The 21,252-nt window shown below is 62.5% G+C and carries 22 protein-coding genes and 1 riboswitch; of the genes, 10 read left to right on the top strand and 12 right to left on the bottom strand.

All coding sequences use genetic code 11. From position 1 onward, the window contains the following. Window positions 1-17 precede the first annotated feature (17 nt). The 5 genes from lysS to JTF07_RS13935 all read left to right on the top strand — a co-directional run bounded on the left by lysS (window position 18) and on the right by JTF07_RS13935 (window position 5,913). The gene (gene lysS / locus JTF07_RS13955; protein ID WP_204234840.1) at window positions 18-1,577 is read left to right on the top strand and encodes a lysine--tRNA ligase; all 1,560 of its coding nucleotides are present in this window, start codon (window positions 18-20) and stop codon (window positions 1,575-1,577) included. A gap of 4 nt (window positions 1,578-1,581) precedes the next feature. Next, window positions 1,582-1,827 carry a hypothetical protein gene (locus JTF07_RS13950; protein ID WP_204235164.1) on the top strand — a complete coding sequence of 82 codons (246 nt, stop codon included), beginning with the start codon at window positions 1,582-1,584 and terminating at the stop codon, window positions 1,825-1,827. Continuing rightward, window positions 1,793-2,131, top strand: coding sequence for a histone-like nucleoid-structuring protein Lsr2 (locus JTF07_RS13945; protein ID WP_143922051.1), 339 nt, complete (start codon window positions 1,793-1,795; stop codon window positions 2,129-2,131). Before JTF07_RS13950 ends, JTF07_RS13945 begins: the two co-directional genes overlap by 35 nt. Before the next feature lie 550 nt (window positions 2,132-2,681). Further along, window positions 2,682-5,234, top strand: a complete 2,553-nt coding sequence (locus JTF07_RS13940) for an ATP-dependent Clp protease ATP-binding subunit (protein ID WP_204234839.1) — start codon at window positions 2,682-2,684, stop codon at window positions 5,232-5,234. A gap of 94 nt (window positions 5,235-5,328) precedes the next feature. Then, window positions 5,329-5,913, top strand: a complete 585-nt coding sequence (locus JTF07_RS13935) for an amino-acid N-acetyltransferase (protein WP_204234838.1) — start codon at window positions 5,329-5,331, stop codon at window positions 5,911-5,913. A 3-nt stretch (window positions 5,914-5,916) separates the two neighbouring features. Here JTF07_RS13935 and JTF07_RS13930 read toward each other — a convergent pair whose 3' ends face one another. Beyond that, complete coding sequence (locus tag JTF07_RS13930) at window positions 5,917-6,858, bottom strand: alpha/beta fold hydrolase (protein WP_204234837.1); 942 nt, start codon at window positions 6,856-6,858, stop codon at window positions 5,917-5,919. Window positions 6,859-6,898: 40 nt separating this feature from the next. Next, window positions 6,899-7,936 carry an iron-sulfur binding domain-containing protein gene (locus tag JTF07_RS13925; RefSeq protein ID WP_204234836.1) on the bottom strand — a complete coding sequence of 346 codons (1,038 nt, stop codon included), beginning with the start codon at window positions 7,934-7,936 and terminating at the stop codon, window positions 6,899-6,901. 36 nt (window positions 7,937-7,972) lie between these two features. Here JTF07_RS13925 and JTF07_RS13920 point away from each other — a divergent pair, with 36 nt between their 5' ends. Then, window positions 7,973-8,749: a hypothetical protein gene (locus tag JTF07_RS13920; protein ID WP_252199825.1), complete on the top strand. Its 777-nt coding sequence runs from the start codon at window positions 7,973-7,975 to the stop codon at window positions 8,747-8,749. A gap of 27 nt (window positions 8,750-8,776) precedes the next feature. Here JTF07_RS13920 and JTF07_RS13915 read toward each other — a convergent pair whose 3' ends face one another. From JTF07_RS13915 to JTF07_RS13885, 7 genes are all read right to left on the bottom strand, one after another. Beyond that, entirely contained in the window at window positions 8,777-9,169 is a 393-nt protein-coding gene (locus JTF07_RS13915; protein ID WP_252199824.1) for a VOC family protein, read from the bottom strand. 42 nt (window positions 9,170-9,211) lie between these two features. Beyond that, window positions 9,212-10,564, bottom strand: coding sequence for a DNA repair protein RadA (radA, locus tag JTF07_RS13910; RefSeq protein WP_204234835.1), 1,353 nt, complete (start codon window positions 10,562-10,564; stop codon window positions 9,212-9,214). 73 nt (window positions 10,565-10,637) lie between these two features. Then, on the bottom strand, window positions 10,638-11,132 hold the full coding sequence (locus JTF07_RS13905; protein ID WP_204234834.1) for a GNAT family N-acetyltransferase: 495 nt from the start codon (window positions 11,130-11,132) through the stop codon (window positions 10,638-10,640). A gap of 94 nt (window positions 11,133-11,226) precedes the next feature. Continuing rightward, on the bottom strand, window positions 11,227-11,994 hold the full coding sequence (gene map, locus JTF07_RS13900) for a type I methionyl aminopeptidase (RefSeq protein ID WP_204234833.1): 768 nt from the start codon (window positions 11,992-11,994) through the stop codon (window positions 11,227-11,229). Between the two features lie 253 nt (window positions 11,995-12,247). Next, on the bottom strand, window positions 12,248-12,490 hold the full coding sequence (locus JTF07_RS13895; RefSeq protein ID WP_204234832.1) for a PLD nuclease N-terminal domain-containing protein: 243 nt from the start codon (window positions 12,488-12,490) through the stop codon (window positions 12,248-12,250). Between the two features lie 32 nt (window positions 12,491-12,522). Continuing rightward, entirely contained in the window at window positions 12,523-14,061 is a 1,539-nt protein-coding gene (amaB, locus tag JTF07_RS13890; protein WP_204234831.1) for an L-piperidine-6-carboxylate dehydrogenase, read from the bottom strand. An 83-nt stretch (window positions 14,062-14,144) separates the two neighbouring features. Continuing rightward, entirely contained in the window at window positions 14,145-15,464 is a 1,320-nt protein-coding gene (locus JTF07_RS13885; protein WP_353843975.1) for an NAD(P)/FAD-dependent oxidoreductase, read from the bottom strand. An 89-nt stretch (window positions 15,465-15,553) separates the two neighbouring features. Between JTF07_RS13885 and JTF07_RS13880 the strand changes: the two genes are divergently transcribed. The 4 genes from JTF07_RS13880 (at window position 15,554) to JTF07_RS13865 (ending at window position 18,111) form a co-directional block, all read left to right on the top strand. Continuing rightward, the gene (locus tag JTF07_RS13880) at window positions 15,554-16,444 is read left to right on the top strand and encodes a LysR family transcriptional regulator (RefSeq protein WP_204234830.1); all 891 of its coding nucleotides are present in this window, start codon (window positions 15,554-15,556) and stop codon (window positions 16,442-16,444) included. Further along, entirely contained in the window at window positions 16,441-17,043 is a 603-nt protein-coding gene (locus JTF07_RS13875) for a class I SAM-dependent methyltransferase (RefSeq protein WP_204234829.1), read from the top strand. The genes JTF07_RS13880 and JTF07_RS13875 overlap by 4 nt, the downstream gene beginning before the upstream one ends. A 126-nt stretch (window positions 17,044-17,169) precedes the next feature. Continuing rightward, on the top strand, window positions 17,170-17,490 hold the full coding sequence (locus JTF07_RS13870; protein ID WP_204234828.1) for a putative quinol monooxygenase: 321 nt from the start codon (window positions 17,170-17,172) through the stop codon (window positions 17,488-17,490). A gap of 75 nt (window positions 17,491-17,565) precedes the next feature. Next, window positions 17,566-18,111: a hypothetical protein gene (locus JTF07_RS13865; protein ID WP_204234827.1), complete on the top strand. Its 546-nt coding sequence runs from the start codon at window positions 17,566-17,568 to the stop codon at window positions 18,109-18,111. On the opposite strand, the gene JTF07_RS13860 is transcribed toward JTF07_RS13865, so the two are convergent. From JTF07_RS13860 to JTF07_RS13850, 3 genes are read right to left on the bottom strand one after another with little or no spacing between them, the layout of a single operon-like run. Further along, on the bottom strand, window positions 18,108-18,941 hold the full coding sequence (locus tag JTF07_RS13860; protein ID WP_204234826.1) for an energy-coupling factor transporter transmembrane component T family protein: 834 nt from the start codon (window positions 18,939-18,941) through the stop codon (window positions 18,108-18,110). The genes JTF07_RS13865 and JTF07_RS13860 overlap by 4 nt on opposite strands. Beyond that, entirely contained in the window at window positions 18,938-20,473 is a 1,536-nt protein-coding gene (locus tag JTF07_RS13855) for an ABC transporter ATP-binding protein (protein WP_204234825.1), read from the bottom strand. The genes JTF07_RS13860 and JTF07_RS13855 overlap by 4 nt, the downstream gene beginning before the upstream one ends. Then, the gene (locus JTF07_RS13850; protein WP_204234824.1) at window positions 20,473-21,102 is read right to left on the bottom strand and encodes an ECF transporter S component; all 630 of its coding nucleotides are present in this window, start codon (window positions 21,100-21,102) and stop codon (window positions 20,473-20,475) included. Before JTF07_RS13850 ends, JTF07_RS13855 begins: the two co-directional genes overlap by 1 nt. Window positions 21,103-21,125: 23 nt before the next feature. Further along, a riboswitch (TPP riboswitch) is annotated at window positions 21,126-21,234 on the bottom strand. Between the last annotated feature and the right edge of the window lie 18 nt (window positions 21,235-21,252).

The following is a 21,252-nucleotide window of genomic DNA, read 5'->3' as shown; positions in this document are numbered from 1 at the left end:
ACGGTAGCCTGGAGGGTATGGCAGATACCGAGTCGAACACGCCCGAAAACGCAGACATTTCACCCGAGCATCTCGATCCCGAACAGATCCGGATCCGGAAGGAAAAGCGCCAGCGGCTCTTAGACTCCGACACCGATGCCTATCCGGTCGGAATCCCTCGCACGCACACCCTCGCCGAGGTTCATGCCGCGCATGACGGGCTGGAGGCCGGTGACGAGACCGAGGACATCGTCGGCGTCGTCGGCAGGGTCGTGTTCGTCCGGACGACGGGCAAGCTCTGCTTCGTGACACTGCAGTCGGGTGATGGGACGCGCCTTCAGGGCATGCTGTCTCTGCGTGAGGTGGGGGAGGAGCGACTCGGCGATTTCAAGACCGACGTCGATCTGGGCGACTTCCTGTTCGTCCACGGCAAGGTCATCAAGTCCAAACGCGGCGAACTCTCTGTGCTCGCCGATTCCTGGTCGATGGCCAGCAAGGCGCTGCGTCCGCTGCCGGGCCTGCACACTGAACTGGCCGAGGATACTCGTGTGCGCCAGCGCTACCTCGACCTGATCACCCGCGACGACGCGCGGAAGAACATGCTGGCGCGAGCAGCGGTCATGTCATCTCTGCGTCGGACGTTCGCAGAACAGGAGTTCGTCGAGATCGAGACTCCGATGCTCCAGTTCATGCACGGTGGTGCTGCAGCACGTCCATTCAAGACTCATATGAATGCCTATGACATCGATATGTTCCTGCGCATCGCGCCGGAGCTCTTCCTCAAACGGGCGATCGTCGGCGGCATCGAGAACGTCTTCGAGATCAATCGCAATTTCCGCAATGAAGGCGCCGACTCCACGCACTCACCGGAGTTCGCGATGCTCGAGGCCTACCAGTCCTACGGCGACTACCACTCGATCGCCGAACTGACGAAGACTCTGGTCCAGAACGCGGCACAGGATGCCACCGGATCTCTCGTGGTGAAGTTGGGAGACGGTGAGGACTACGACTTCGGTGGTGACTGGCCTGTCGTCAGCATGTACGAGACCTTGTCCGCGGAATCCGGAGTCGAAGTCACCCCGGAGACCGGACTCGACGTCCTCGACAAGATTGCAACCGATAGCAACGTCGAACTGGGTGGAGTATTCCGCTCGCACGGCAAATATGTCGAGGAACTGTGGGAGCACTTCTACCAGGACAAGCTGTGGGCGCCGACATTCGTCACCGACTTCCCCGTCGACACCTCACCGCTGGTCCGCGAACACAGGACCAAGAAGGGCGTCGTGGAGAAGTGGGACCTCTATGTTCGCGGCTTCGAATTGGCTACGGGATACTCCGAGCTCGTCGACCCGGTCATCCAGCGTGAACGGTTCGAGGCTCAGGCGGCCGACGCAGCCAAGGGTGATGAAGAGGCGATGGGGCTCGACGAGGAATTCCTCACCGCGATGGAACACGGAATGCCGCCGACCGGCGGTATGGGAATGGGACTTGATCGTCTGCTCATGGCTTTGACCGGCCTGGGAATTCGGGAAACGATTCTCTTCCCATTCACGAAGCCAATTGCCTCCGGTAATTCGGAAATGGCTGAGGAAGGTTGAGCACATGATGGATCTGATGAAGGCACTATTGCCTTCGATCTGTGTTGGTTTGCTGTTCTGGTACGTGATGAGAAACATCCTGCGTGCAGATCGGACAGAACGAGAGCAGATCGATAAATTCTATTCAGAGCATGAAGTTAGCGAATTAGACGATAATCATGAATCAGATGTTAAGATGACTGCGACAAATACTTCTGATTATGAAAAGAGTGAACATGGCAAGGGAGATGCGACTCGTTCTCACGGATGATTTCGATGGCTCGGAGGCGTCGGAAACCGTTCGCTTCAGCCTCGACCAAGGTACCTACGAACTCGAGCTGTCGACAGAGAATGCCGAAAAGCTCCGTGAAACGTTCGCCCCGTTCATCGCCAAGGCTCGTAGGGTAGCCAACCCGGGTGGCCGTGGTCGTCGCGCAGGTGCCGGCTCCACAGCGGGTCCGAAGCGCGACACCGCCAAGATCCGCGAATGGGCACAGGCAAACGGTTACCAGCTGGGCGATCGCGGACGCATTCCGCTTGAAATCGTCCAGGCATACGAAGCTGCAGACAGCTGATCCGACTGAATCCAGTCACTGCCGATAACTGAAGTGGTAGAGCGAATCGACTGATTGCGGCTGATTCGATAATCGCTTCCTGAAGGACCAACGGTTGAACCGTTGGTCCTTCAGTGTTTTCGCTGATGAGTTTCGCAAGCCGGGCTTTCGGGGTCGGCACCGGAATATCCGCCCCGCGAATGACGTTAGAGTGGGTGACGCTCCGGCACGGTTGTCGAATGACTCTCGACTGCAATCAAGTTGTCACTTGGTCGCCGACGGTAAAGTAAGACGATTTACTCAATTCCCGTGCGCGGTAATCTATGTCCGCAGCAATTGATGGAGTATCTCGATTTCCCGCTGAGAAGCACGGAGCCGACACACCTCAGCGACACGGAGAACCGGAATCTGCGCAGGACTGGGTGACAGCATGTCGTGCAGAAGGGCGACGGAGGGGCGAACACCGAATTTCGCCCACAGCCAAACGGTTTCGGCTGATGGCGAAACGTGCAATAGATCGTGGCCAATGGTCGTTAGGCTCTAAAGAATAACAAGACCGAGGAGGGTGAATATGTTCGAGCGGTTCACTGACCGAGCACGCCGAGTGGTAGTGCTTGCCCAGGAAGAAGCCAAACTACTCAAACATAACTACATCGGAACCGAGCACATCCTGCTCGGCCTGATCCACGAGGGTGAGGGCCTGGCAGCCAAAGCACTCGAGGGAATGGACATCTCCCTCGAGCAGGTGCGCGACCAAGTCCAGGAAATCATCGGACAGGGGCAGCAGGCACCGAGCGGGCACATCCCGTTCACCCCGCGTGCCAAGAAGGTCCTCGAGCTCAGCCTCCGTGAGGCGCTGCAGCTGGGACACAGCTACATCGGAACCGAGCACATCCTGCTCGGGCTGATCCGCGAGGGCGAAGGCGTTGCCGCACAGGTACTCGTCAAGCTGGGCGCCGATCTGGGACGAGTCCGCCAGGAAGTCATCAAGCTTCTGTCGGGCTACCAGGGCAAGGAGCCCGTGTCCGCAGGTGGACGCGAGGAGGGAACCCCATCCGGGTCGCTCGTCCTCGACCAGTTCGGAACGAACCTGACCGCAGCCGCGCGCGAAGGCAACCTCGATCCGGTCATCGGCCGGCACGAGCAGATGCAGCGCGTGATGCAGATCCTGTCCCGCAGGACCAAGAACAACCCTGTCCTCATCGGCGAGCCCGGTGTCGGCAAGACCGCAGTGGTCGAGGGACTCGCCTTGGCGATCGTCAACGGCGAAGTTCCGGAGATCCTCGAGGACAAGCAGCTCTACACCTTGGACCTCGGTTCTTTGGTGGCAGGCTCCCGCTACCGTGGTGACTTCGAGGAACGCCTGAAGAAGGTCCTCAAGGAGATCCGCACACGCGGCGACATCATCCTCTTCATCGACGAGATCCACACTCTGGTGGGTGCAGGTGCCGCTGAAGGTGCCATCGACGCTGCTTCGATTCTCAAGCCCATGCTGGCGCGAGGCGAGCTGCAGACGATCGGTGCGACAACCCTCGATGAGTACCGCAAGCACATCGAGAAGGACGCTGCTCTCGAACGTCGCTTCCAGCCGATTCAGGTTCCCGAACCATCGCTGGCGCATTCGATCGAGATCCTCAAGGGTCTGCGCGACAAGTACGAGGCGCACCACAAGGTCACGATCACGGAAGGTGCACTCTCGGCCGCTGTGAACATGTCCGATCGCTATGTCAACGACAGGTATCTGCCGGACAAGGCGATCGACCTCATCGACGAAGCAGGTGCCAAGCTGCGCATCTCGCGTCTGTCGGTGCCGCAGGAGATCCGCGACCTTGAGGAGCAGATCCTCGAGGCCCGTCACCGCAAGGAAGCCGCCATCGACGCTCAGGACTTTGAGCTCGCGGCATCTGAGCGTGACTCGGAGATGAAGCTGCAGCAGGACAAGGACGAACAGACCGAAGCCTGGCGCAAGAGCGGCAAGGACACCTCTGCAGTCGTCGACGCGGAGCTGATCGCCGAGGTGCTGGCAGCAGCCACCGGCATTCCGATCTTCAAGCTCACTGAGGAAGAGTCCTCGCGTCTGCTGCGGATGGAAGACGAGTTGCACAAGCGCATCGTCGGGCAGAACGACGCAGTCAAGTCGATCTCCCGCGCCATCCGCCGGACCCGTGCGGGTCTGAAGGATCCGAAGCGCCCCTCCGGCTCGTTCATCTTCGCTGGCCCCACTGGTGTCGGCAAGACCGAGTTGGCGAAGGCTCTGTCGGAGTTCCTGTTCGGTGATGAGGATTCGCTCATCAGCCTGGACATGTCGGAGTACTCGGAGAAGCACACCGTGTCCCGACTCTTCGGTTCTCCTCCCGGCTATGTGGGCTACGAAGAGGGCGGCCAGCTGACGGAGAAGGTCCGTCGCAAACCGTTCTCAGTGGTCCTCTTCGACGAGGTGGAGAAGGCTCACTCGGATATCTTCAACTCGCTGCTGCAGATCCTCGAAGATGGCCGTCTGACCGACTCGCAGGGTCGTGAGGTGGACTTCAAGAACACCATCATCATCATGACCACCAACCTGGGTACTCGCGACATCTCGAGTGGCCTGCAGCTGGGCTTCCAGGTTGAGGGCAACACGAACAACAACTACGAGCGCATGAAACAGAAGGTCAACGAGGAGCTCAAGCAGCACTTCCGCCCCGAGTTCCTCAACCGTGTCGATGACACGATCGTCTTCCCGCAGCTGAACAAGGAAGAGATTCTGCAGATCGTCGATCAGTTCCTGGCACGTCTGGACGCCCGTCTGGCCGATCAGGGCATGAAGGTCGACGTCAGCGATGCGGCCAAGAGCCTGTTGGCCGACCGTGGCTACGATCCGGTCTTGGGCGCTCGTCCGCTGCGTCGGACGATTCAACTCGAGATCGAAGACCACCTGTCCGAGAAGATCCTGTTCAAGGAGATCGGCAGCGGTCAGACCATCAAGGTCGACGTCAAGGGAGAAGGCAAGGAAGCGGAATTCACGTTTGAAGGCGCGGAGACCGAGAGCATTGCCGTCAGCGGTCCGGATGATTCCGGTTCCGGTGGAGAACTCGCTGGTGCCGGTTCGTCCGGCGGCAGCGGATCGGGAAGCTCCGCTTCCTGATCTCCTCCTAGAGCACTGAAGAGGCCCGGGGACACAGCAGCCGCTGAGTTCCCGGGCTTTTTCATGCCCGCAGCCGATGGTGTTGAATGAAGATATGACCTCAGCCCCAGTCGACTTCGACCATCACCAGGTCTCCGCAGACCACCACTTCAACCATTCCCTTCCCGGCGGGCTCTACCTGCGCAGGGCGCGGACGAGCGACGTCAAAGGGATTGAGGCATTGGTCGCACCGCTGGCCGAAGAACGCATCCTGCTGGCCAAGGACACCGTCACCTACTTCGAAACCCTGCAGGAATTCTGGCTGGTGGTGGACCCGCAGTCGGACGGAACCGAAGTTCTGGCCGGATGCGCGGCACTGCACATCATCTGGGCAGACCTTGCGGAGGCGCGCACCGTTGCCACCTCGCCGGCCTATCGGGGGCGTGGAGTGGGTAAGGCCCTCATTCGGCAGCTCTTGGCAGATGCCGTGGAGATCGGCGTCGACAGGGTCTTCTGCCTGACCTTCGAGACCGGATTCTTCGGTGCACTCGGATTCGAACCGATCAAGGGCATTCCAGTCTCCCCAGAGGTCTACGTCGAACTCCTGCACTCCGCCGACGAAGGTGTGGCAGAGTTCCTGGACCTGGCCCGCGTCAAGCCCAATACCCTGGGAAACGCCCGGATGATCAAGTTCCTGTGAGGATCACTGCTCCTCGAACTTCGAGATGAACTCTTCGACGATGGAGACCGTATCCTCGGGCGCATCTGAGAGTACAGCGTGTCCGATCCCATCGAGGACGTGGACATCGATGCCAGGGGCATGGCGGCGCAGCGTGCGAAGTGCGCGACGGGGAACGAACTGGCTGTTGCCTGCGATGATGACCTCCAACGGGACCGTGATGCCCGCCCAATCGTCGGCTCGCAGCTTTCTCGGCAGTGGGCTGCCCCGTTTGACGAAGTCCAGCGTAGAACTCAGCAGCAGATCCCTCATCGGCGGGGGCGGCAGCTCACCGTTCCTCACCCAGGCAAGGAAGTCCAGTGCTTCTTCTCGGCCGCCTCTCATCAGCCTGATCAGTTGGGCCCAAGCGCGCAGCGGTATCCCAGTGATCGCCCCCGGTGGATCGATTGCAGTGACAGTCGCCAGACGATCGGGGGCATGAAGGATCTGATTGAGCGCCGCCCAGGCCCCGTATGAATAGCCGATCAGATGCAGTGATTCCAGGCCCAAGGCGTCGATGACCTCTTCTAGCCATTGAGCGACCAGCTCACCATCGTTCATCGGGGCCAGTTGGATGCTGCGCCCAGCCTCCCAGACCGTGTCGATCGCAATGACAGGGCGCGTCTTCGACCATGGTCCGATAAGTTTCGACCAGCCGGCAATGGTGCTGTTGCCGCCCTGAAGGAGAACCAGCGGCGTCGCGCTCGACTCACCGAGGGCAGATGGGCCGGTAGGGGAGATGCTGGAGTAGACGGTGGTGCCGAATGAGGTTTCTATTGACAAGTCGGTGCGCTCGGGCCACGACTCGAGTACGGCATTCAGCTGCTCCAGGAACCGTCCGCGCGCCTGCGCTGATCTGAACCGTCCCACCCTGTTGCGGTGATCGGCTGACGAAGCAGCCGAAGCGTCATTGAGTCGACCAGACATGTCCGAAGTGTAGCAACCCGGTCTGCCGTGGCCTCGGCGCTCAGCCAGGAAGACGAAGCCCCTCACCGTCCTGAGCTGCCAGACCATCAGAGATCAGATCGCCGATGAGACGGGAGATCCGATCCGGATCTGCGCTGAGTTCCCGTACCTGTGCAAGCTTCATCGACGTGTGCGAAGGGAGCGAGTCGAGCAGCTCTGGATCCACCTCGGCGATGGATGCGGTGAAGAGATCAAGAGAGACGCAGCAGAAATTGTCGCTGCCGTCGGAATGTTCGTGCGCGGACTTGAGCACATCCATAATGGCACCGCGCAGCTGACGGTCCGTGCCCGCCCACTTCTGTATCTTCGGCTTCACCGCCGAGGCTGGTCTACCCGCCTTCTGCCAGGCGCACATGTCGCTGAGCGGGCAGGTTGCGCAATGGGGGTTCCTGGCCGTGCATACGAGTGCTCCGAATTCCATGACCCCGGCGTTCCACTTGTCATGGTCCGTCTCAGGAACGAATTGGCTGGCCCATTCGGTCTCTGCACGACCCGGTGAAGCTGAGGGACGGTCGCGGCCGGCGAAGAGCCGGATGAGAACACGGCGCACATTTGTGTCGAGCACAGTGGTGCGCTCACCGTGGGCGAATGAGGCCACGGCCGCTGCGGTATAGGCACCGATGCCGGGGAGGGTCTCGAGCTCCCGCGCGGTCTGCGGCACGTGACCGTCGAGTTCCTCGGCGATCACCCGCGCGGCTTCCTGGAGTCGCAGTGCCCGCCGTGGGTAGCCGAGGCGGTCCCAACTGTGGAGTACTTCGGCGGTGGGTGCCTGTGCCAGGTCTGCGGGCTTTGGCCACTTGTGCATCCATTCCCGCCAACGGGGCTCGACTCTGGAGACCGGAGTCTGCTGCGACATGATCTCGCTGACGAGGACGGCCCAGGCGCTGGTGTCTGCGTCTCTCCAAGGCAGAGGACGGGCAGCGGTTTCGAACCAGGACATGATCGTCTCGCGAACGTGGTGGATGTCCGCGTCCGCGACTGCGGGGAACGGAGAGTCGCGGCGCGAAGATCTCGATTCGGAAGAGGCTCGGTGTGTCATTTGGATGCTCATTCGCTTCGGCTTAGGCTCAAAGCGATGACTCCTTCCAATCGTGGTTCGCAGCCGAAGAACGGCGCCAGGCAGCCCCGCCAGTCTAGCGGGAAGCTGCCAGCACACGTGTACCGTCGGCGGCGTTACGCGCTGTTGGTGGCCAGCCTCGTGGTTGTCGCGTTATTGGTGCTCGGAGTCGTCGGAATCGTCAAAGGACTGGGCAGGGGCAGCAGCGAGGATCCTGCCGTCGAGGACAATCCGTCGGCAAGCACGACGTCGGCAGCACCGGTCCCAGACGAGAAGGCCGCAAGTGGGAAATGCCCCGAGGAGAAGGTCGGACTCAAAGCCAAGGTTGACAAGAAGAGCTTCAAGGAAGAGGCCAAGCCCAAGTTCGAGATGGTGATCGAGAACAACCACACGGCCACTTGCCTGATCGAGGTCGGCACCAAGGATCAGGAGTTCCTGGTCGAGAAGAACGGTGACGTCGTCTGGTCATCGAAGTTCTGCGCCGCCGATGAGGACGAGAACGCTGAAGTCTCGACCGAGTTCGCGCCCGAGTCTGAGAAGACTGCTCAGTTCGAATGGAATCGGGTCCAGGTCGACAAGAACTGCAATCGCACGAACAAGGCGTTTGGGCCGGGGGAGTACGAGCTCGTCGTCAAACTCGGCGACGAGAAGAGCAAACCGGCGAAGTTCGAGCTGGAGAAGGACGCTGCCACCAAGGCCAAAGAGAAGAAGGAAGCCGAGGACAAGAAGTCGGAGGAAAAGAAGTCCGAGGCGCCTGACGAGAAGCCATCGGGCGAGAAGTCAACAGACGAGTAGGTCCCTGTTGACCCAGCCGGCTGTGGGTCAGGCTCCGCGGTAGGACCCCACGCCCCAGGAATTGCCGTCATGGTCGCGGAAGTCGAATTCCCGACCGCCGTGAGGTTGCGTTGCCACGGGGCGGACGATCGCGTGGCCCATGTCGACGATCTCCGCGTAGAGTCGGTCGACCTCCCGTTCGGTGTCGACGACGACGTAGATAGAGCTCCCGCCGACGCTGTCCAAAGCAGAACCGTCATTGCGGACGGAACCGAACATGATTCCACCCGTCTCGCCCAGTGCGTATTCGGCGTGGACGACGAGCTCGGGATCAGACTCGTCCCTGACGATGAGTCTCTCGGTGAAACCGAGCGCGAGCAGCAGAGCGGTTGTGGCGGCCGCATCTGTGGTCCTCATTGCAGGAAAGACTGTCGTGGTCATACTTCCAGGATGCGTCATTTTGATGCAGATGTCCCGGAATTTCTACCGATTTCCTCCCAAAAGTAACTCGACAGCCTCTGAAACATGTTCACACTCCTTGACGCGCATCCCCTGTGGGGTTGAGACGTTGCGCAGCGCGCCGTGGGCGACGATCGCATGGGTGATGCCCAGGCGTGATGCCTCATTGAGCCTCTGCCCGAGGTTGGGTACATTGCGAATCTCGCCCGAGAGGCTGATCTCTCCGATAGCCACGAATTTTGCAGCCATCGACTTTCCGATCGCGGCCGAGGCCAGTGAGAGGCAGATCGCCAGGTCGCTGGCAGGTTCTGCCAATTTCGCGCCTCCGACAGTTGCGGTGAAGACATCGGACTTGGCCAGACTGATGTTTCCGATCTTCTGGCTGAGCACGGCGAGCATCATCGCCACACGGGAGGAGTCCACGCCGGAGACAGATCGGCGCGACTGCCCGCCGGCAGACTCAGTGATCAGTGATTGAACTTCGACGAGGAGCGGACGTTTGCCTTCCTGAGTCACCGTCAGACAGGTCCCTGGAGGATTGCTGCCGCTGCGGGAGAGGAAGAGGCCCGATGGGTCCTCGAGGCTCTTGATGCCGTTCTCCTCCATGTCGAAGCAGCCGACATCGTCGGTCGGTCCGAACCGGTTCTTCACGGCTCGCAGAAGACGCAGTCGGGAGTGACGTTCCCCTTCGAAGTTGCACACCACGTCGACGAGGTGTTCGAGAAGTCGGGGGCCGGCGATTGTGCCGTCTTTCGTGATGTGGCCGACGAGCACGGTCGGCAGAGACCTGGCTTTCGCCTCGCGGATCAGGGCTGCGGCCACTTCTCTGACCTGGGTGACCCCGCCTGGGACCCCGTCTATCTCGGAGGAGGCGAGGGTCTGGATGGAGTCGACGATGAGCATTTCGGGCTCTTCTGCCTCGATCATGCCCAAGACCGCGCCGAGATCGGTCTCCGCTGCCAGCAGCAGGGAGTCCTCGAGGGCGTTGATGCGCTCGGCTCGCAACCGGACCTGCCCAGCCGATTCCTCACCTGTGACGTAGAGAACCTTGGCCCCGAATTTCGCAACGCGCGACGCGACGTCGAGCAGGAGCGTCGACTTGCCGACACCGGGCTCACCAGAGAGGAGAACGACGGCTCCGGGGACGATGCCACCGCCGAGGACGCGGTCGAATTCGCTGACGTAGGTGGTCTTCGCCTGGGCCAGTGTGGAGTCGATCTGGTTGATCGACTTCGCACCGCTGGACTTCTTGACCTTCGTCTTGACCGAGGACTTGCCGGCGCCCTTCTCCTCGAGCGTGCCCCAGGCTTGGCATTCGGGGCAGCGGCCCAGCCACTTGACGGTTGAATAGCCGCATTCGGTGCAGGTGAATGACATAGGACAATTCTGGCACGCCCTACTGACACGGCTGTGTATCGCACCTCGCGAGGGTGGAAGGCCAGCAGAGGACTCAGAGACGCTTCTCGATGAGGACAGTATCCCGCCAAGTGCCGGCGTGCGGGCCGAAGGTCATGAAGCCGATGCGCTCGCGGCGGCCGACCTGACGGAATCCAGCCTTCTCGTGCATCCGTAGGCTGCCGATGTTCTCGGGCAGGATAGAGGCCTGAATCATCCAGAAACCCAGGCCACGCGCCCGCTCGATGAGCGATTCGAGAAGAGCCGAGCCGAGCCCTCGACTTGTGGCTTGGGGGTCGACGTAGACCGAGTGCTCGATGACACCGCGATAGACGTCGCGATCCGAGGTCGGTGTGGCCGCTGCCCAGCCGAGGACGCTGCCGTCGACGTCGGCGACCAAATTGAGCGGTGTGAGTCTCGTTGCGAAGAAATCCTGCTTCGTCGGCGTCTCCGGGGCGAAGGTTGCGTTGCCGCTGGCGATCCCGGCCGCATAGACGCGTTCAACCGCTGCCCAGTCGGCGTCTATCATGTTCCGGATCGTCAAGCTCATCCCGCCATTGTCCTCCACCGTCGGGACCGCCCCAGACGCAGTAGGGCTTCCGAGGAACGATTCGCCGGAAGCCCTATTGCGTTGCATGCAGACATCAGTCCTGTGTGGTGAGGATCCTGGGCCCATCTTCGGTGATGGCGATCGTGTTCTCCGAATGCGCGCCGTTCGACCCGTCGGCCAAGCGCAGGGTCCAGCCGTCCTCGTCGACGGAGAGCTTCTTGGAGGTGAACGACCACCATGGTTCGATCGCCAGTGTCAGACCGGGCTTGAGCACCAGGCCGCGTCCGCCCTTGCCGCGGTTGGCCACGTGCGGATCCTCATGCATCGTGTGGCCCAGTCCGTGCCCGCCGAAGTCGAGGTTGACCGGAATGCGCTGCTCATCGGCGACATCGCCGATGGCCTTCGATATATCGCCGAGGCGGTTGCCCGGCTGTGCGGCGGAGATGCCGGCTTCGAGTCCTGACCAGGTTGAGTCGATGAGGCGCTGATCCTCTTCGCTGCCGTCCCCGACGATGACGGACCGTGCTGCATCGGCGACCCAGCCGTCGATGGACACGGCGAAGTCCAAGGTCAGAAGGTCGCCGTCCTTCATGACGTATTCGTGGGGCTTGCCGTGGAGAACCCCGTCGTTGACCGAGAGGCAGATGACGTTTCGGAAGGGACCCTCACCGAATGATGGTGCATAGTCCCAATAGCAGGAGACAGCGCCGGCCTCTTCGATGAGTTTCCTGGCGCGCTTCTCCAGATGCATGATGTTCATGCCCGGTTCTGCGATTGAAGACAATTCGGCCAGTGTCTTCGCGACGAATCGGCCGGTGACCGCCATCTTGTCGATCTCGGCGGGTGTCTTCAACTCAATCACAGGTGTTCTCCTTCAGTCATCACGGGCTCAGTGGCAACTTTAGTCGTTCTGGTCCCTTCCGTCGCGGTCGTATCTTCATTCCGTGATCAAGCAGACAGCTGCGAGCGAATCTGATTGCAAGGAGTCTTGTTGCCAGGTAGGTTCCGCAGCATGAGAGACATCGGTGCTTCTCGAGCACAGAAAACGGGCGTCGACCCAAGGTCGACACCCGAATTCTCATGACATTGATCAAGAGCCAGAACAGCGTCGCTGACTATTGCGCCAACTCCTCGGAATGCTTGCGCTGCGCGAAACTTCTGCGGCGAGAGACGAGCCAGACGACCGATCCGAGAATCGGTAGGGCGATGATGAATACCGCCCACGCCAGCTTGGTGGGCGCATCGACTTTCGACTGAGCCAGCGACACCAATGACCAAACAGCCAGACCGATGACGACGAGAAGAATCGCGGTCCAGGCGAAGTCGTACCAAGCGGGCAACAGGGGAGTCTCAGGCATGTCAGCAGACTACCGCACCCGACGAATTGCCTTCAGAGAAACTCCACCCCCTGGGCCAGCGGGAGCTCACCCGAATAGTTCACCGTGTTCGTGGCCTGCCGCATGTAGGCTTTCCACGAGTCGGTGCCGGATTCGCGGCCGCCGCCGGTCTCCTTCTCACCGCCGAAGGCGCCGCCGATCTCTGCACCGGAGGTGCCGATATTGACATTGGCGATGCCGCAGTCGGATCGGGACAGGAACTTCTCCGACTCTGCCAGCTCCGAGGTGAATATCGCCGATGACAGACCCTGTGGCACCCCGTTGTGGATATCGAGCGCCTCGTCGAGGTCGCTATACGTCACGACGTAGAGGATCGGGGCAAAGGTCTCCGACTCCATCACCGAGGTCTGGGCTGGCATCCGCACGACAGCCGGCTCCACGTAGTGTGCCTCGGGTCGTTCGTCGTCGAGGACGCGCCCACCACCGCAGAGCACGGTGCCGCCTTCCGATTCGGCCTGTTTCAGGGCCGCCTGCATCGCCTCGAACGAGCCCTCGTTGATGAGAGGGCCCACCAGCACACCGTCCTCGGTGGGAGATCCGATGCTCAACGTCTGATAGGCGGCAACGATCTTGTCCACGAAGTCATCGGCGATGGATTCATGGACGATGAGGCGACGCAGGGTAGTGCAACGCTGCCCCGCGGTTCCAGCGGCGGCGAACACCACACCGCGCAGCGCCAGATCGAGGTCCGCGCTCGGGGTCACGATCGCACCATTGTTGCCGCCGAGTTCCAGGAGGACTCGACCGAAGCGCTCGGCCACGACAGGACCGACCTCACGACCCATGCGCACCGAGCCGGTGGCCGAGACGAGCGCCACGCGTTCATCGCGGACCATGGCGTCGCCGATGTCCCGACCCCCGACAAGGACAGGGACGAGCCCCTCCGGTGCCCCCACCTCGGCGGCGGCGCGGGCCAGCAGGGACTGGGCGCCAAGGGCTGCGAGCACGGCGTTCTCCGAGGGCTTCCACACCACGGCGTCGCCGGCGACCAGGGCCAGCGCAGTGTTCCAGGAGTAGACGGCCACGGGGAAGTTGAAGGCCGAGATGACTCCGACGACGCCGAGCGGATGCCAGGTCTCCATCAGCCTGTGCCCGGGGCGTTCGCTGGGCATTGTCTTGCCCCACAGCTGCCTGGACTGCCCGAGCGCGAACTCGCAGATATCGATCATCTCCTGCACTTCACCGGCGGCCTCGGACGGGGTCTTGCCCGCCTCGACCGTGATGATCTTCGCAAGATCCTCCTTGTGCTCACCCAACAATTGCCCCCAGCGCTGCACCAACTGGCCGCGTTCTGGTGCGGGAACGTCACGCCAGGCAGCGAACGCTTCGGCGGCTGCCGTGATCTTCTTCGCCGCGGACTCCTTGGTGTCCGCGGCCAGGGTGCCAAGGCTCTGGCCGGTGATGGGGGAGCGGGCAGGCAGGTTCGCCGGGGCAGAAGACCCTGCGCTCAGCACGGAGGCGTCGACTCCACAGGCCTTGAGTCCGGTGCTGAGGAGATCGGTGATGGTCTGGTCGGTGGGCAATGCAGTCATTGCTGTCCTTTCGCTGGTGCTTCGGGTGAGCGGGAATCTGATGATGTGTTCGAGTCACGGTCGATTGCAGTGGGGGAGGGGCGTCAGACGATGTTGAGCTCCTTGCGCAGGCCAGAGGTGGCGAAGCGTCGTTTGTCCAGGCCGGAGACGTCGACGAAGGGCTGATGTCCGGTCATGAGGTCGGCGACGACCTCCCCGACTGCCGGGCCCATGAGGAACCCGTGGCCGGAGAATCCGCAGGCGTAGAAGAAGCCTGCGAGTTCCTCCGCCTCACCGATGAGCGCATTGTGATCGGGCGTCATCTCGTAGAGTCCCGCCCAGCCGCGTTTGACCTCGACATCACCGAAAGCCGGAGCCCGAGATTCGATGAGCTCTGCCAGGGTGGGTAGCCAGTCCGGGTTGCGCTTGTCATCGAATTCCCACACGTCCGTCTCGTCCGGGCATCCGAAGAGCAGGCCCGGACCCTCCGGGTGGACGTAGAAGCTCGTGGAGAAGTCGATGGTGAAGGGCATCCGCGACAGGTCGATGCCCAGTTGCGTTTCATCCACGGGTTCGCTGACCATGATTTCGCGGCGCAGGGGCCTGACCGGCAGATCGACCCCGGCTGCCTCACCAATGAGACCGGACCAAGCGCCGGCGGCACAGACGACCTGCGCACACTCGATCGTGCCCTTGCTCGTCGTCACCGCGCTGACTCTGCGACCGCTGTCCGAACCGTCGCCGACCACCGAACCGTCACCGCCAGCGGTTTCGACCCCGGTGACCTCACAGTTCTTGAGCACCTGCACACCCAGGTTCCGTGCGGCATTCACGTACCCGGACACCACGGCCTCAGGAGTGCAATGACCGTCTCCGGGATTGAAGGCACCGGCAACGAGTCCCTCGGTATCGATGTACGGGGCCAGCTCAGCCACCTCGGCGACGGTGAGCATCCGGGACTCGAGACCCATCCGCTGCTGGAGTTCGACGTTGGCGGCGAAGGTCTCAGCATCCTCGGCGGAGTCGAGGAGGAACAGGTACCCGTTGCTCACCAGATCGATGTCGACGCCGAATTCGGTCTGAAAGCTGCGCAGCACCTCGAGGCTGCGTGTGGACAGGGCGATGTTGACCTCATCGGAGAATTGGCAGCGCACCCCTCCGGCGGCCTTGGATGTCGACCCCGAACCGGGGACGTCGCGTTCGACGAGGACGATGTCCTTCACACCGTGTTTGGCCAAGTGATAGGCGATGGATGCTCCCATGACTCCGGCACCGATGATGACCACCTCGGCGCTCGTCGGGGCCGTGCCTGCCGGTGTTGTGCTCTCCAACTTCCACCTCACTGTCTTCTGCTGCGAACGCCCGTCCTTGGTCGTCGCGGCAACGGGGAGCGCCGACGTCGATGTCGGCGTATTGCGGCTCACTGCCCATTGTGGTTCCAGTCACGTTTAAGGACAAGAGTGAGTTTATGAAAACTGTTTTTAGCAAACCTGAAAACAGCTAGGCTGTGGCCATGGCATGGACTCTGGGGCAGCTGCGCACATTCGTCACGGTGGCCGAACTCGGGTCGATGACCCGAGCCGCGGAACAGTTGGGCTACAGCATCGGGGCGGTCTCGCAGCACATGAGCGCCCTGCGCCGCGCGGTCGGTTCCGAGCTGTTCCTTCGTCGAGGCAGGGGGATGGTCCTCGCCGAAGCCGGCCGAACGCTGCTTCCGCGCGCCCGAAGCATCCTCGCCGCACAGAAGCAGGCAGAGATGGCGATGCTGGGCAGAGACTTCCGCAGCGAGGCCATCGTCACGCTCGGCGTCTTCGGTTCGGCATCGACGAGGGCATTGCCGTCCATTGTGCGCCTCCTGGGCCAACAGCACCCGCATATCGAGGTCCGGGCCCGGGAGATCAATGTCGAGACCATGTCGGCGGCCGTCATCGACGGTGCCATCGACTTAGGGATCGGAATCAACTATCCGGCCGTGCCGCTGCCGCCCATGCGGGGTCTGAGTTGGATGACAGTGGCCAGTGAGGACTTCGGCATCGTCGTGCCCGCGGCCGCACCGGGTCCCACACGGCAGGACCTGGCCGAGGCCGATTGGATTCTGCCGCCGGCCGAAGAGCTCTTCGGCCGAGCGATGCGCCTGGCCACCTCGGCGCTGGGGATCGCAGCGAAGGAGACCCACATCGTCACCGACACCGCCGTCGCGCTCGCCCTGGCCGGCACGGGACTCGGGCTGACCCTGGCGACGCCGATCATGATGTCCCTGGGCGGGTCCGACGTCGACCTCCATCCCATCGCCGAGGCGGGCGGCAGGGAGATCATCGTGCTGACTTCCCCGGCCCCGGCAGATCCGGTCGCCGCCGTCGCCGAGGTGGTGGCCGAGGTCTTTCGTCCTAGGATGGGGCCATGAGCTTCGATCATCAGTGGAACCGCATCCGTGAGACCAATCCCGACCACTCCGCGAACTACGCCGAGCGGTGGCGCACACTCGCCGCCTCCGGCCACGACATCGGGGGAGAGGCGAGATTCGTCAATGCGATGGCACCGCGTGGGGCACGTATCCTCGACGCTGGCTGCGGCACCGGTCGTGCCGGTGGCCTGCTCATCAGCGAAGGGCACAGCGTCTACGGCGTCGACCTCGATGAGTTCCTCATCTCAGTCGCCGAGGAGGACTTCCCGAGCGGTGAATGGCACACCGGCGACTTGGCCGAGTTCGACTTCGCAGAGGCGGGTATCAACGACATCGACGTGGCGTTCTGCGCCGGCAACGTCCTGTCCTTCCTCGATCCCGCCTCGCGTCGCCAGACTCTGTCGAACATCAGATCGACGCTGAAATCCGGCGGACGCTTCGTCGCCGGCTTCGGGGCCGGCCGCGGCTATGACTTCGCGGACTTCGTCGACGATGTGAAGTCGACCGGGATGCTCGTCAATCTCCAGCTATCGACTTGGGAACTCCATCCCTTCGAGCCTGATTCCGGATTCCTCGTGCTCATCGCCGAACGAGTGTGAGCGCGGACGGTGATCAAAGCTGTGGAGGCAAGGGTGGCTCTTGGAGCGCAGGCCGAAACATGATTGGCTGGTTGCGTCGGACGGACACGGTTCGACTCAACTCGCATAGACACAGGAGCAGTCAGCATGATTTTCATCGTTGTGAAGTATGACGTGAAGCCCGAAAGCGTCGAGAAGTTCCCTGAGGCGGTGCGCACCTTCACCGAGGCAGTGCGACAGGAGCCCGGCAACCTGTGGTTCGAATGGTCCAAGAGCCTGGAGAAGGACAACGAGTTCGTTCTCATCGAAGCATTCACCGACGAAGGGGCCGAGCCCCACGTCAAGAGCGACCACTTCGCTGCCGGCCTCGAGGCTATGCGTCCGCACCTGGCGTCGACGCCGAAGATCATCTCCCGCAAGATCGACGGAGAAGGCTGGGACGAGATGGGCGAACTGCAGATCGACTGAGGCCGCTCCGCAGCGATGAGCATTATCGGCCCGCTGAGCATTCACGGTTGGGTGATAGTTGCCTAGACTTCACTCATGGCGACCAAAGCGATGAATGTGCAGTCGATCGAGAAAGCCCTCGGCGAACCCTGGGCGGAGACCAAGGCCCGCCTCGAAGCGGCCGGCGGAGCGTCGGCGAGTCACAAGGAACTCGCCGACGCCCTCTACCCGCAGTTCGACGGAGTCGTCGAGAAGCACGGCTGGTGGGTCCAAGGCGCGGTCGTGGCCTATGAGCAGGAGATCGGCCGACGGGTGCCGGGGCAGCGGGCCGATGGCACCTTCGACGTGGCGGTCTCACGCACCGTGACCGGTCAGCGTGATGACGTCATCACCCGATTCGCCTTCCTCATCGATGAGGGAACATTGGCAGGCCTGGCCCTCGACGGTGAGGCGCGCACGTCGAAGACGGAGAAACGATCCTTCTGGCGAGCGAACCTCGAGGACGGAACCAAGTTCGAGGCAGCCGCCGAACCGAAGGACGAGAACAGAACACTCCTCGTCCTCACAGTCTCCAAACTGCCCAGCTCCGAGAGGCTCGAGGAATGGCGATCAGACCTGAAGGGACTTCTCGCCCAGATCTAGTTCCCGCCGACGATCGGATTCCAGGTTCCGAGCATGTGCGCGGCCACGATGGCAAGAGCACAGACTGCCAGAGACACCACCACCGCCAGGCGGTCTCCGGAGCTGAAGGTCGACTCACGACGCCAGGTCCGCCCAGGACGGCCGAACGCACGGCCCTCCATCGCCATCGCCAAGGTGGTGCCGCGACGGATCGACTGCACCAGCAGCACGAAGATGCCGGCGAACAGACTGCGCGTGCGCCGGATGATCGAACCGCCGGCTATGCCCCTGGCCCGTCTGGCCATCGCCAGAGTCTGCCATTCGCTGACGAGCAGACCGAGCAGTCTGCTGGCCGCCAGCACCGAGACGACGACCACCTCGGGCAGTCGCAGTCGCTGGACGAGCGCATCCGCCAGGTCACGGGGATCGATCGTCGAGGCGAGCACGATGAGTGGAATCGCCAGAGCGAGGGCTCGCAGGAAGATCGCTCCCGCAGCCCCCAGCGAACCAGTTGTCATCAGGATCGGACCGACGTCGATGACCACCGTGCCGGTCTTCTCCGCCAAGATCGCTGTGCCCCACGCGGCCAACAGCGCACCGAGAGGCAGGAACCACAACCGCAGGAGCGCCGCCCGCAGATCGAGTCCGGTCGCCGGCAGCGCAAGCAGGCAGAATCCGAGGACGATTCCCGCCGAGACCATGTCGATGCTCAGCAGTGTCCCGACCATGAGGATGAGCGCCACCGCGATCTTCGTCAGCGGATTGCACCTGACCAGCGCCGTCCTGCGCACAAGCGGAATGAGCTGACCGGGATCGTGGACTGCGACCGGTGACGGTGTTGCCGCGCTCAATTCTCTCGCCCCTCGCGGATGTCCCCAGCTCCGGTCTTCTCTACTGTGGGCTGCTTGGCACCGCCGAGGACGACGCGTCTGGCCCCGATCGCTTCGAGGAAGGCATCGTCGTGGCTGATGGCGACGACCGTTGATCCGCGTGCGAGGACATCGAGGAACTGCTCGACCAGGCCTGCCCAGGTCAGGGCGTCCTGACCGAAGGTCGGCTCATCGACGATGAGGACCTGCGGCCGGGGAGCCATCATGGCCGCCACCGACAGTCGCCGCTTCTCACCGCCCGAAAGGCCCTGCGGATGCGCCTCGGCGAGGGGCTCAAGGCCAAGCGCCTGCAGCAGCTCGGCGACACGCTCCTCAATCTGGCCAGCTGACCATCCGGCCAGACGCGGACCCAGCGCTAGTTCTTCGGCGACGCTGGAGCGCAGAAACTGATGCTCCGGCTCCTGGAACACCATCCCGATACGAGGAGCCAGAAATGCTGAGGGCCAGCGGAAGGGCCGGGCATGTTTGGCCCCCGCCTGCAGAGGACCCAACGCGCTGACTTCTCCACCGAACTCGGGAATGAGGCCGGCCAAGGTCAGGGCCAGCGTCGACTTTCCGGCCCCGTTGGCGCCGACGATGCCTACGGCCTCACCAGCCCGAATAGACAGATCGAGACCGGTCGCGGCCGGGGTCTTCACCCTCGGTCGGGCAACACTGAGCTGCTCGGTCCTGAGGACGACCTCACCTGTAGACACCGCAGCGGGGTGCGATACGGACTCCACCGGTTTCCGATCGTCTCCGGCCAGGGATCCTGTCCTGCCCGGCACCCAGATTCCGCTCTCCAGAAGCACCTTCGCGAGTTCGGGGTCACCGAAGACCGAATTCGGTGTGCCCTGTGTGAGCAGCCCATGTGGGCCGAGGACGATCACGGTGTCCACGTGATCGAGCCACAGTTCGACCCGGTGTTCGACGATGACCATCGTCGCCGAGGTGGCCGCCCGGGTATCGAGGACGGCATCCCGAATGGACGCGGCCGAACTCGGATCGATATTCGCCGTCGGCTCGTCGAGGATGATCACCTGCGGTGCCATTGCATGGACTCCCGCCAGCGCCAGCCGCTGCTTCTGACCCCCGGACAGCGCTGCGGTGGGATGGTCATGAGGCAGATCGAGGCCCATCGTTCGCAGCGAGGTGGAGATGCGGGCATCGATGATCTCCGCAGGCAGACCCAGGTTCTCCATTCCGAAGGCGACATCGTCGCCGACGCGGGAGAAGATCACCTGCGAATCGGGATCTTGCAGGACCAGACCGGTTTCACCTCGGCGAGGATCGGGTGGTCGATCGCCGACGAGCAGATCTCCGGCGGCTTCGCCGGATTCAGCGGGCAGGACCCCGGCGATCGCATGCAGCAGGGTAGTTTTGCCAGCCCCCGATGGACCCAGAAGAAGGACCTTCTCACCAGCGTCGATGTGCAGGTCGATGGGGACGAACGCAGGTTGCTCGCGATCAGCGTGGCGCCACGAGAAGCCGTGGGCGTCGATCGGCAGGGCCATCAGCGCAGGCGACCGGAGGCGAAGGAGCTCAGCGCCCCGGTCTTCGCGATCGCGCGGTAGGCGAACCAGGCGCCGATGCCGGATATGACGACACCGGAGATGACGGCGCACACCGTGTAGGCGGCTTGGAAGCCGAACTGCCATTCGGCGTTGTACATGATGTTCTCGCTCACGGACATGAACGCAGCGGCCAGGAGGCCGGCCAGGCTCGTGACCCACAGGGTGAACCTGCGATAGCCGAAGGCCGCGAAGATGATTTCGGCGCCGAGGCCCTGGACCAGTCCGGACAGCAGGACGGTGGCGCCGAAATGGGAGCCCAGCACTGCCTCGACGATGGCGGCGATCATCTCGCACAGCAGGGCGGCACCGGGTTTGCGGATGATGGCACCGGCCAAGGGCCCGGCGAGGACCCAGAGCCCGGCGATGAGGCCGATCGAGGGAGGGAAGGCCTGGAACCCGAGTTCGAGGACCTTCCAGCTCAGGGCCAGGACCCAGAAGATGAGTCCGACGCTGATCCCGAGCACAGCGGTGACGATATAGTCGACGACCCGCCATTGCTTCGTCGCCGGTACGTGGGAATGGTTTCGCGCGGTCTTCGAAGTGGATTCAGGCGCGGCTGTTTCTGGCATTGTGCCTCCTCATATCAAGGAGGGGTAGAAGAGTCTCGACTTCCTTCGGCGGTGCTAGCCGCATCAGGTTCGAGGGTCTGCAGCTTCATCTGCACTCTCAGCGCCCCTATCGGCGCTCCCCTGTCGTGTAGGGCCAACTGTACAACAGTT

This window comes from Brevibacterium sp. RIT 803, assembly GCF_016892625.1.
Lineage (GTDB): Bacteria > Actinomycetota > Actinomycetes > Actinomycetales > Brevibacteriaceae > Brevibacterium.
The sequence above is the reverse complement of the archived record's forward strand: the minus strand, read 5'-3'. Positions and strand labels throughout refer to the sequence as shown.

What these genes read in the sequence shown, in the direction of transcription:
- lysS (WP_204234840.1), top strand. Translation starts at nt 18, where the DNA reads ATGGCAGATACCGAGTCGAACACGCCCGAAAACGCAGACATTTCACCC.
- JTF07_RS13950 (WP_204235164.1), top strand. Translation starts at nt 1,582, where the DNA reads ATGATGGATCTGATGAAGGCACTATTGCCTTCGATCTGTGTTGGTTTG.
- JTF07_RS13945 (WP_143922051.1), top strand. Translation starts at nt 1,793, where the DNA reads ATGGCAAGGGAGATGCGACTCGTTCTCACGGATGATTTCGATGGCTCG.
- JTF07_RS13940 (WP_204234839.1), top strand. Translation starts at nt 2,682, where the DNA reads ATGTTCGAGCGGTTCACTGACCGAGCACGCCGAGTGGTAGTGCTTGCC.
- JTF07_RS13935 (WP_204234838.1), top strand. Translation starts at nt 5,329, where the DNA reads ATGACCTCAGCCCCAGTCGACTTCGACCATCACCAGGTCTCCGCAGAC.
- JTF07_RS13930 (WP_204234837.1), bottom strand. Translation starts at nt 6,858, where the DNA reads ATGTCTGGTCGACTCAATGACGCTTCGGCTGCTTCGTCAGCCGATCAC.
- JTF07_RS13925 (WP_204234836.1), bottom strand. Translation starts at nt 7,936, where the DNA reads ATGACACACCGAGCCTCTTCCGAATCGAGATCTTCGCGCCGCGACTCT.
- JTF07_RS13920 (WP_252199825.1), top strand. Translation starts at nt 7,973, where the DNA reads ATGACTCCTTCCAATCGTGGTTCGCAGCCGAAGAACGGCGCCAGGCAG.
- JTF07_RS13915 (WP_252199824.1), bottom strand. Translation starts at nt 9,169, where the DNA reads ATGACCACGACAGTCTTTCCTGCAATGAGGACCACAGATGCGGCCGCC.
- radA (WP_204234835.1), bottom strand. Translation starts at nt 10,564, where the DNA reads ATGTCATTCACCTGCACCGAATGCGGCTATTCAACCGTCAAGTGGCTG.
- JTF07_RS13905 (WP_204234834.1), bottom strand. Translation starts at nt 11,132, where the DNA reads ATGAGCTTGACGATCCGGAACATGATAGACGCCGACTGGGCAGCGGTT.
- JTF07_RS13895 (WP_204234832.1), bottom strand. Translation starts at nt 12,490, where the DNA reads ATGCCTGAGACTCCCCTGTTGCCCGCTTGGTACGACTTCGCCTGGACC.
- amaB (WP_204234831.1), bottom strand. Translation starts at nt 14,061, where the DNA reads ATGACTGCATTGCCCACCGACCAGACCATCACCGATCTCCTCAGCACC.
- JTF07_RS13880 (WP_204234830.1), top strand. Translation starts at nt 15,554, where the DNA reads ATGGCATGGACTCTGGGGCAGCTGCGCACATTCGTCACGGTGGCCGAA.
- JTF07_RS13875 (WP_204234829.1), top strand. Translation starts at nt 16,441, where the DNA reads ATGAGCTTCGATCATCAGTGGAACCGCATCCGTGAGACCAATCCCGAC.
- JTF07_RS13870 (WP_204234828.1), top strand. Translation starts at nt 17,170, where the DNA reads ATGATTTTCATCGTTGTGAAGTATGACGTGAAGCCCGAAAGCGTCGAG.
- JTF07_RS13865 (WP_204234827.1), top strand. Translation starts at nt 17,566, where the DNA reads ATGGCGACCAAAGCGATGAATGTGCAGTCGATCGAGAAAGCCCTCGGC.
- JTF07_RS13855 (WP_204234825.1), bottom strand. Translation starts at nt 20,473, where the DNA reads ATGGCCCTGCCGATCGACGCCCACGGCTTCTCGTGGCGCCACGCTGAT.
- JTF07_RS13850 (WP_204234824.1), bottom strand. Translation starts at nt 21,102, where the DNA reads ATGCCAGAAACAGCCGCGCCTGAATCCACTTCGAAGACCGCGCGAAAC.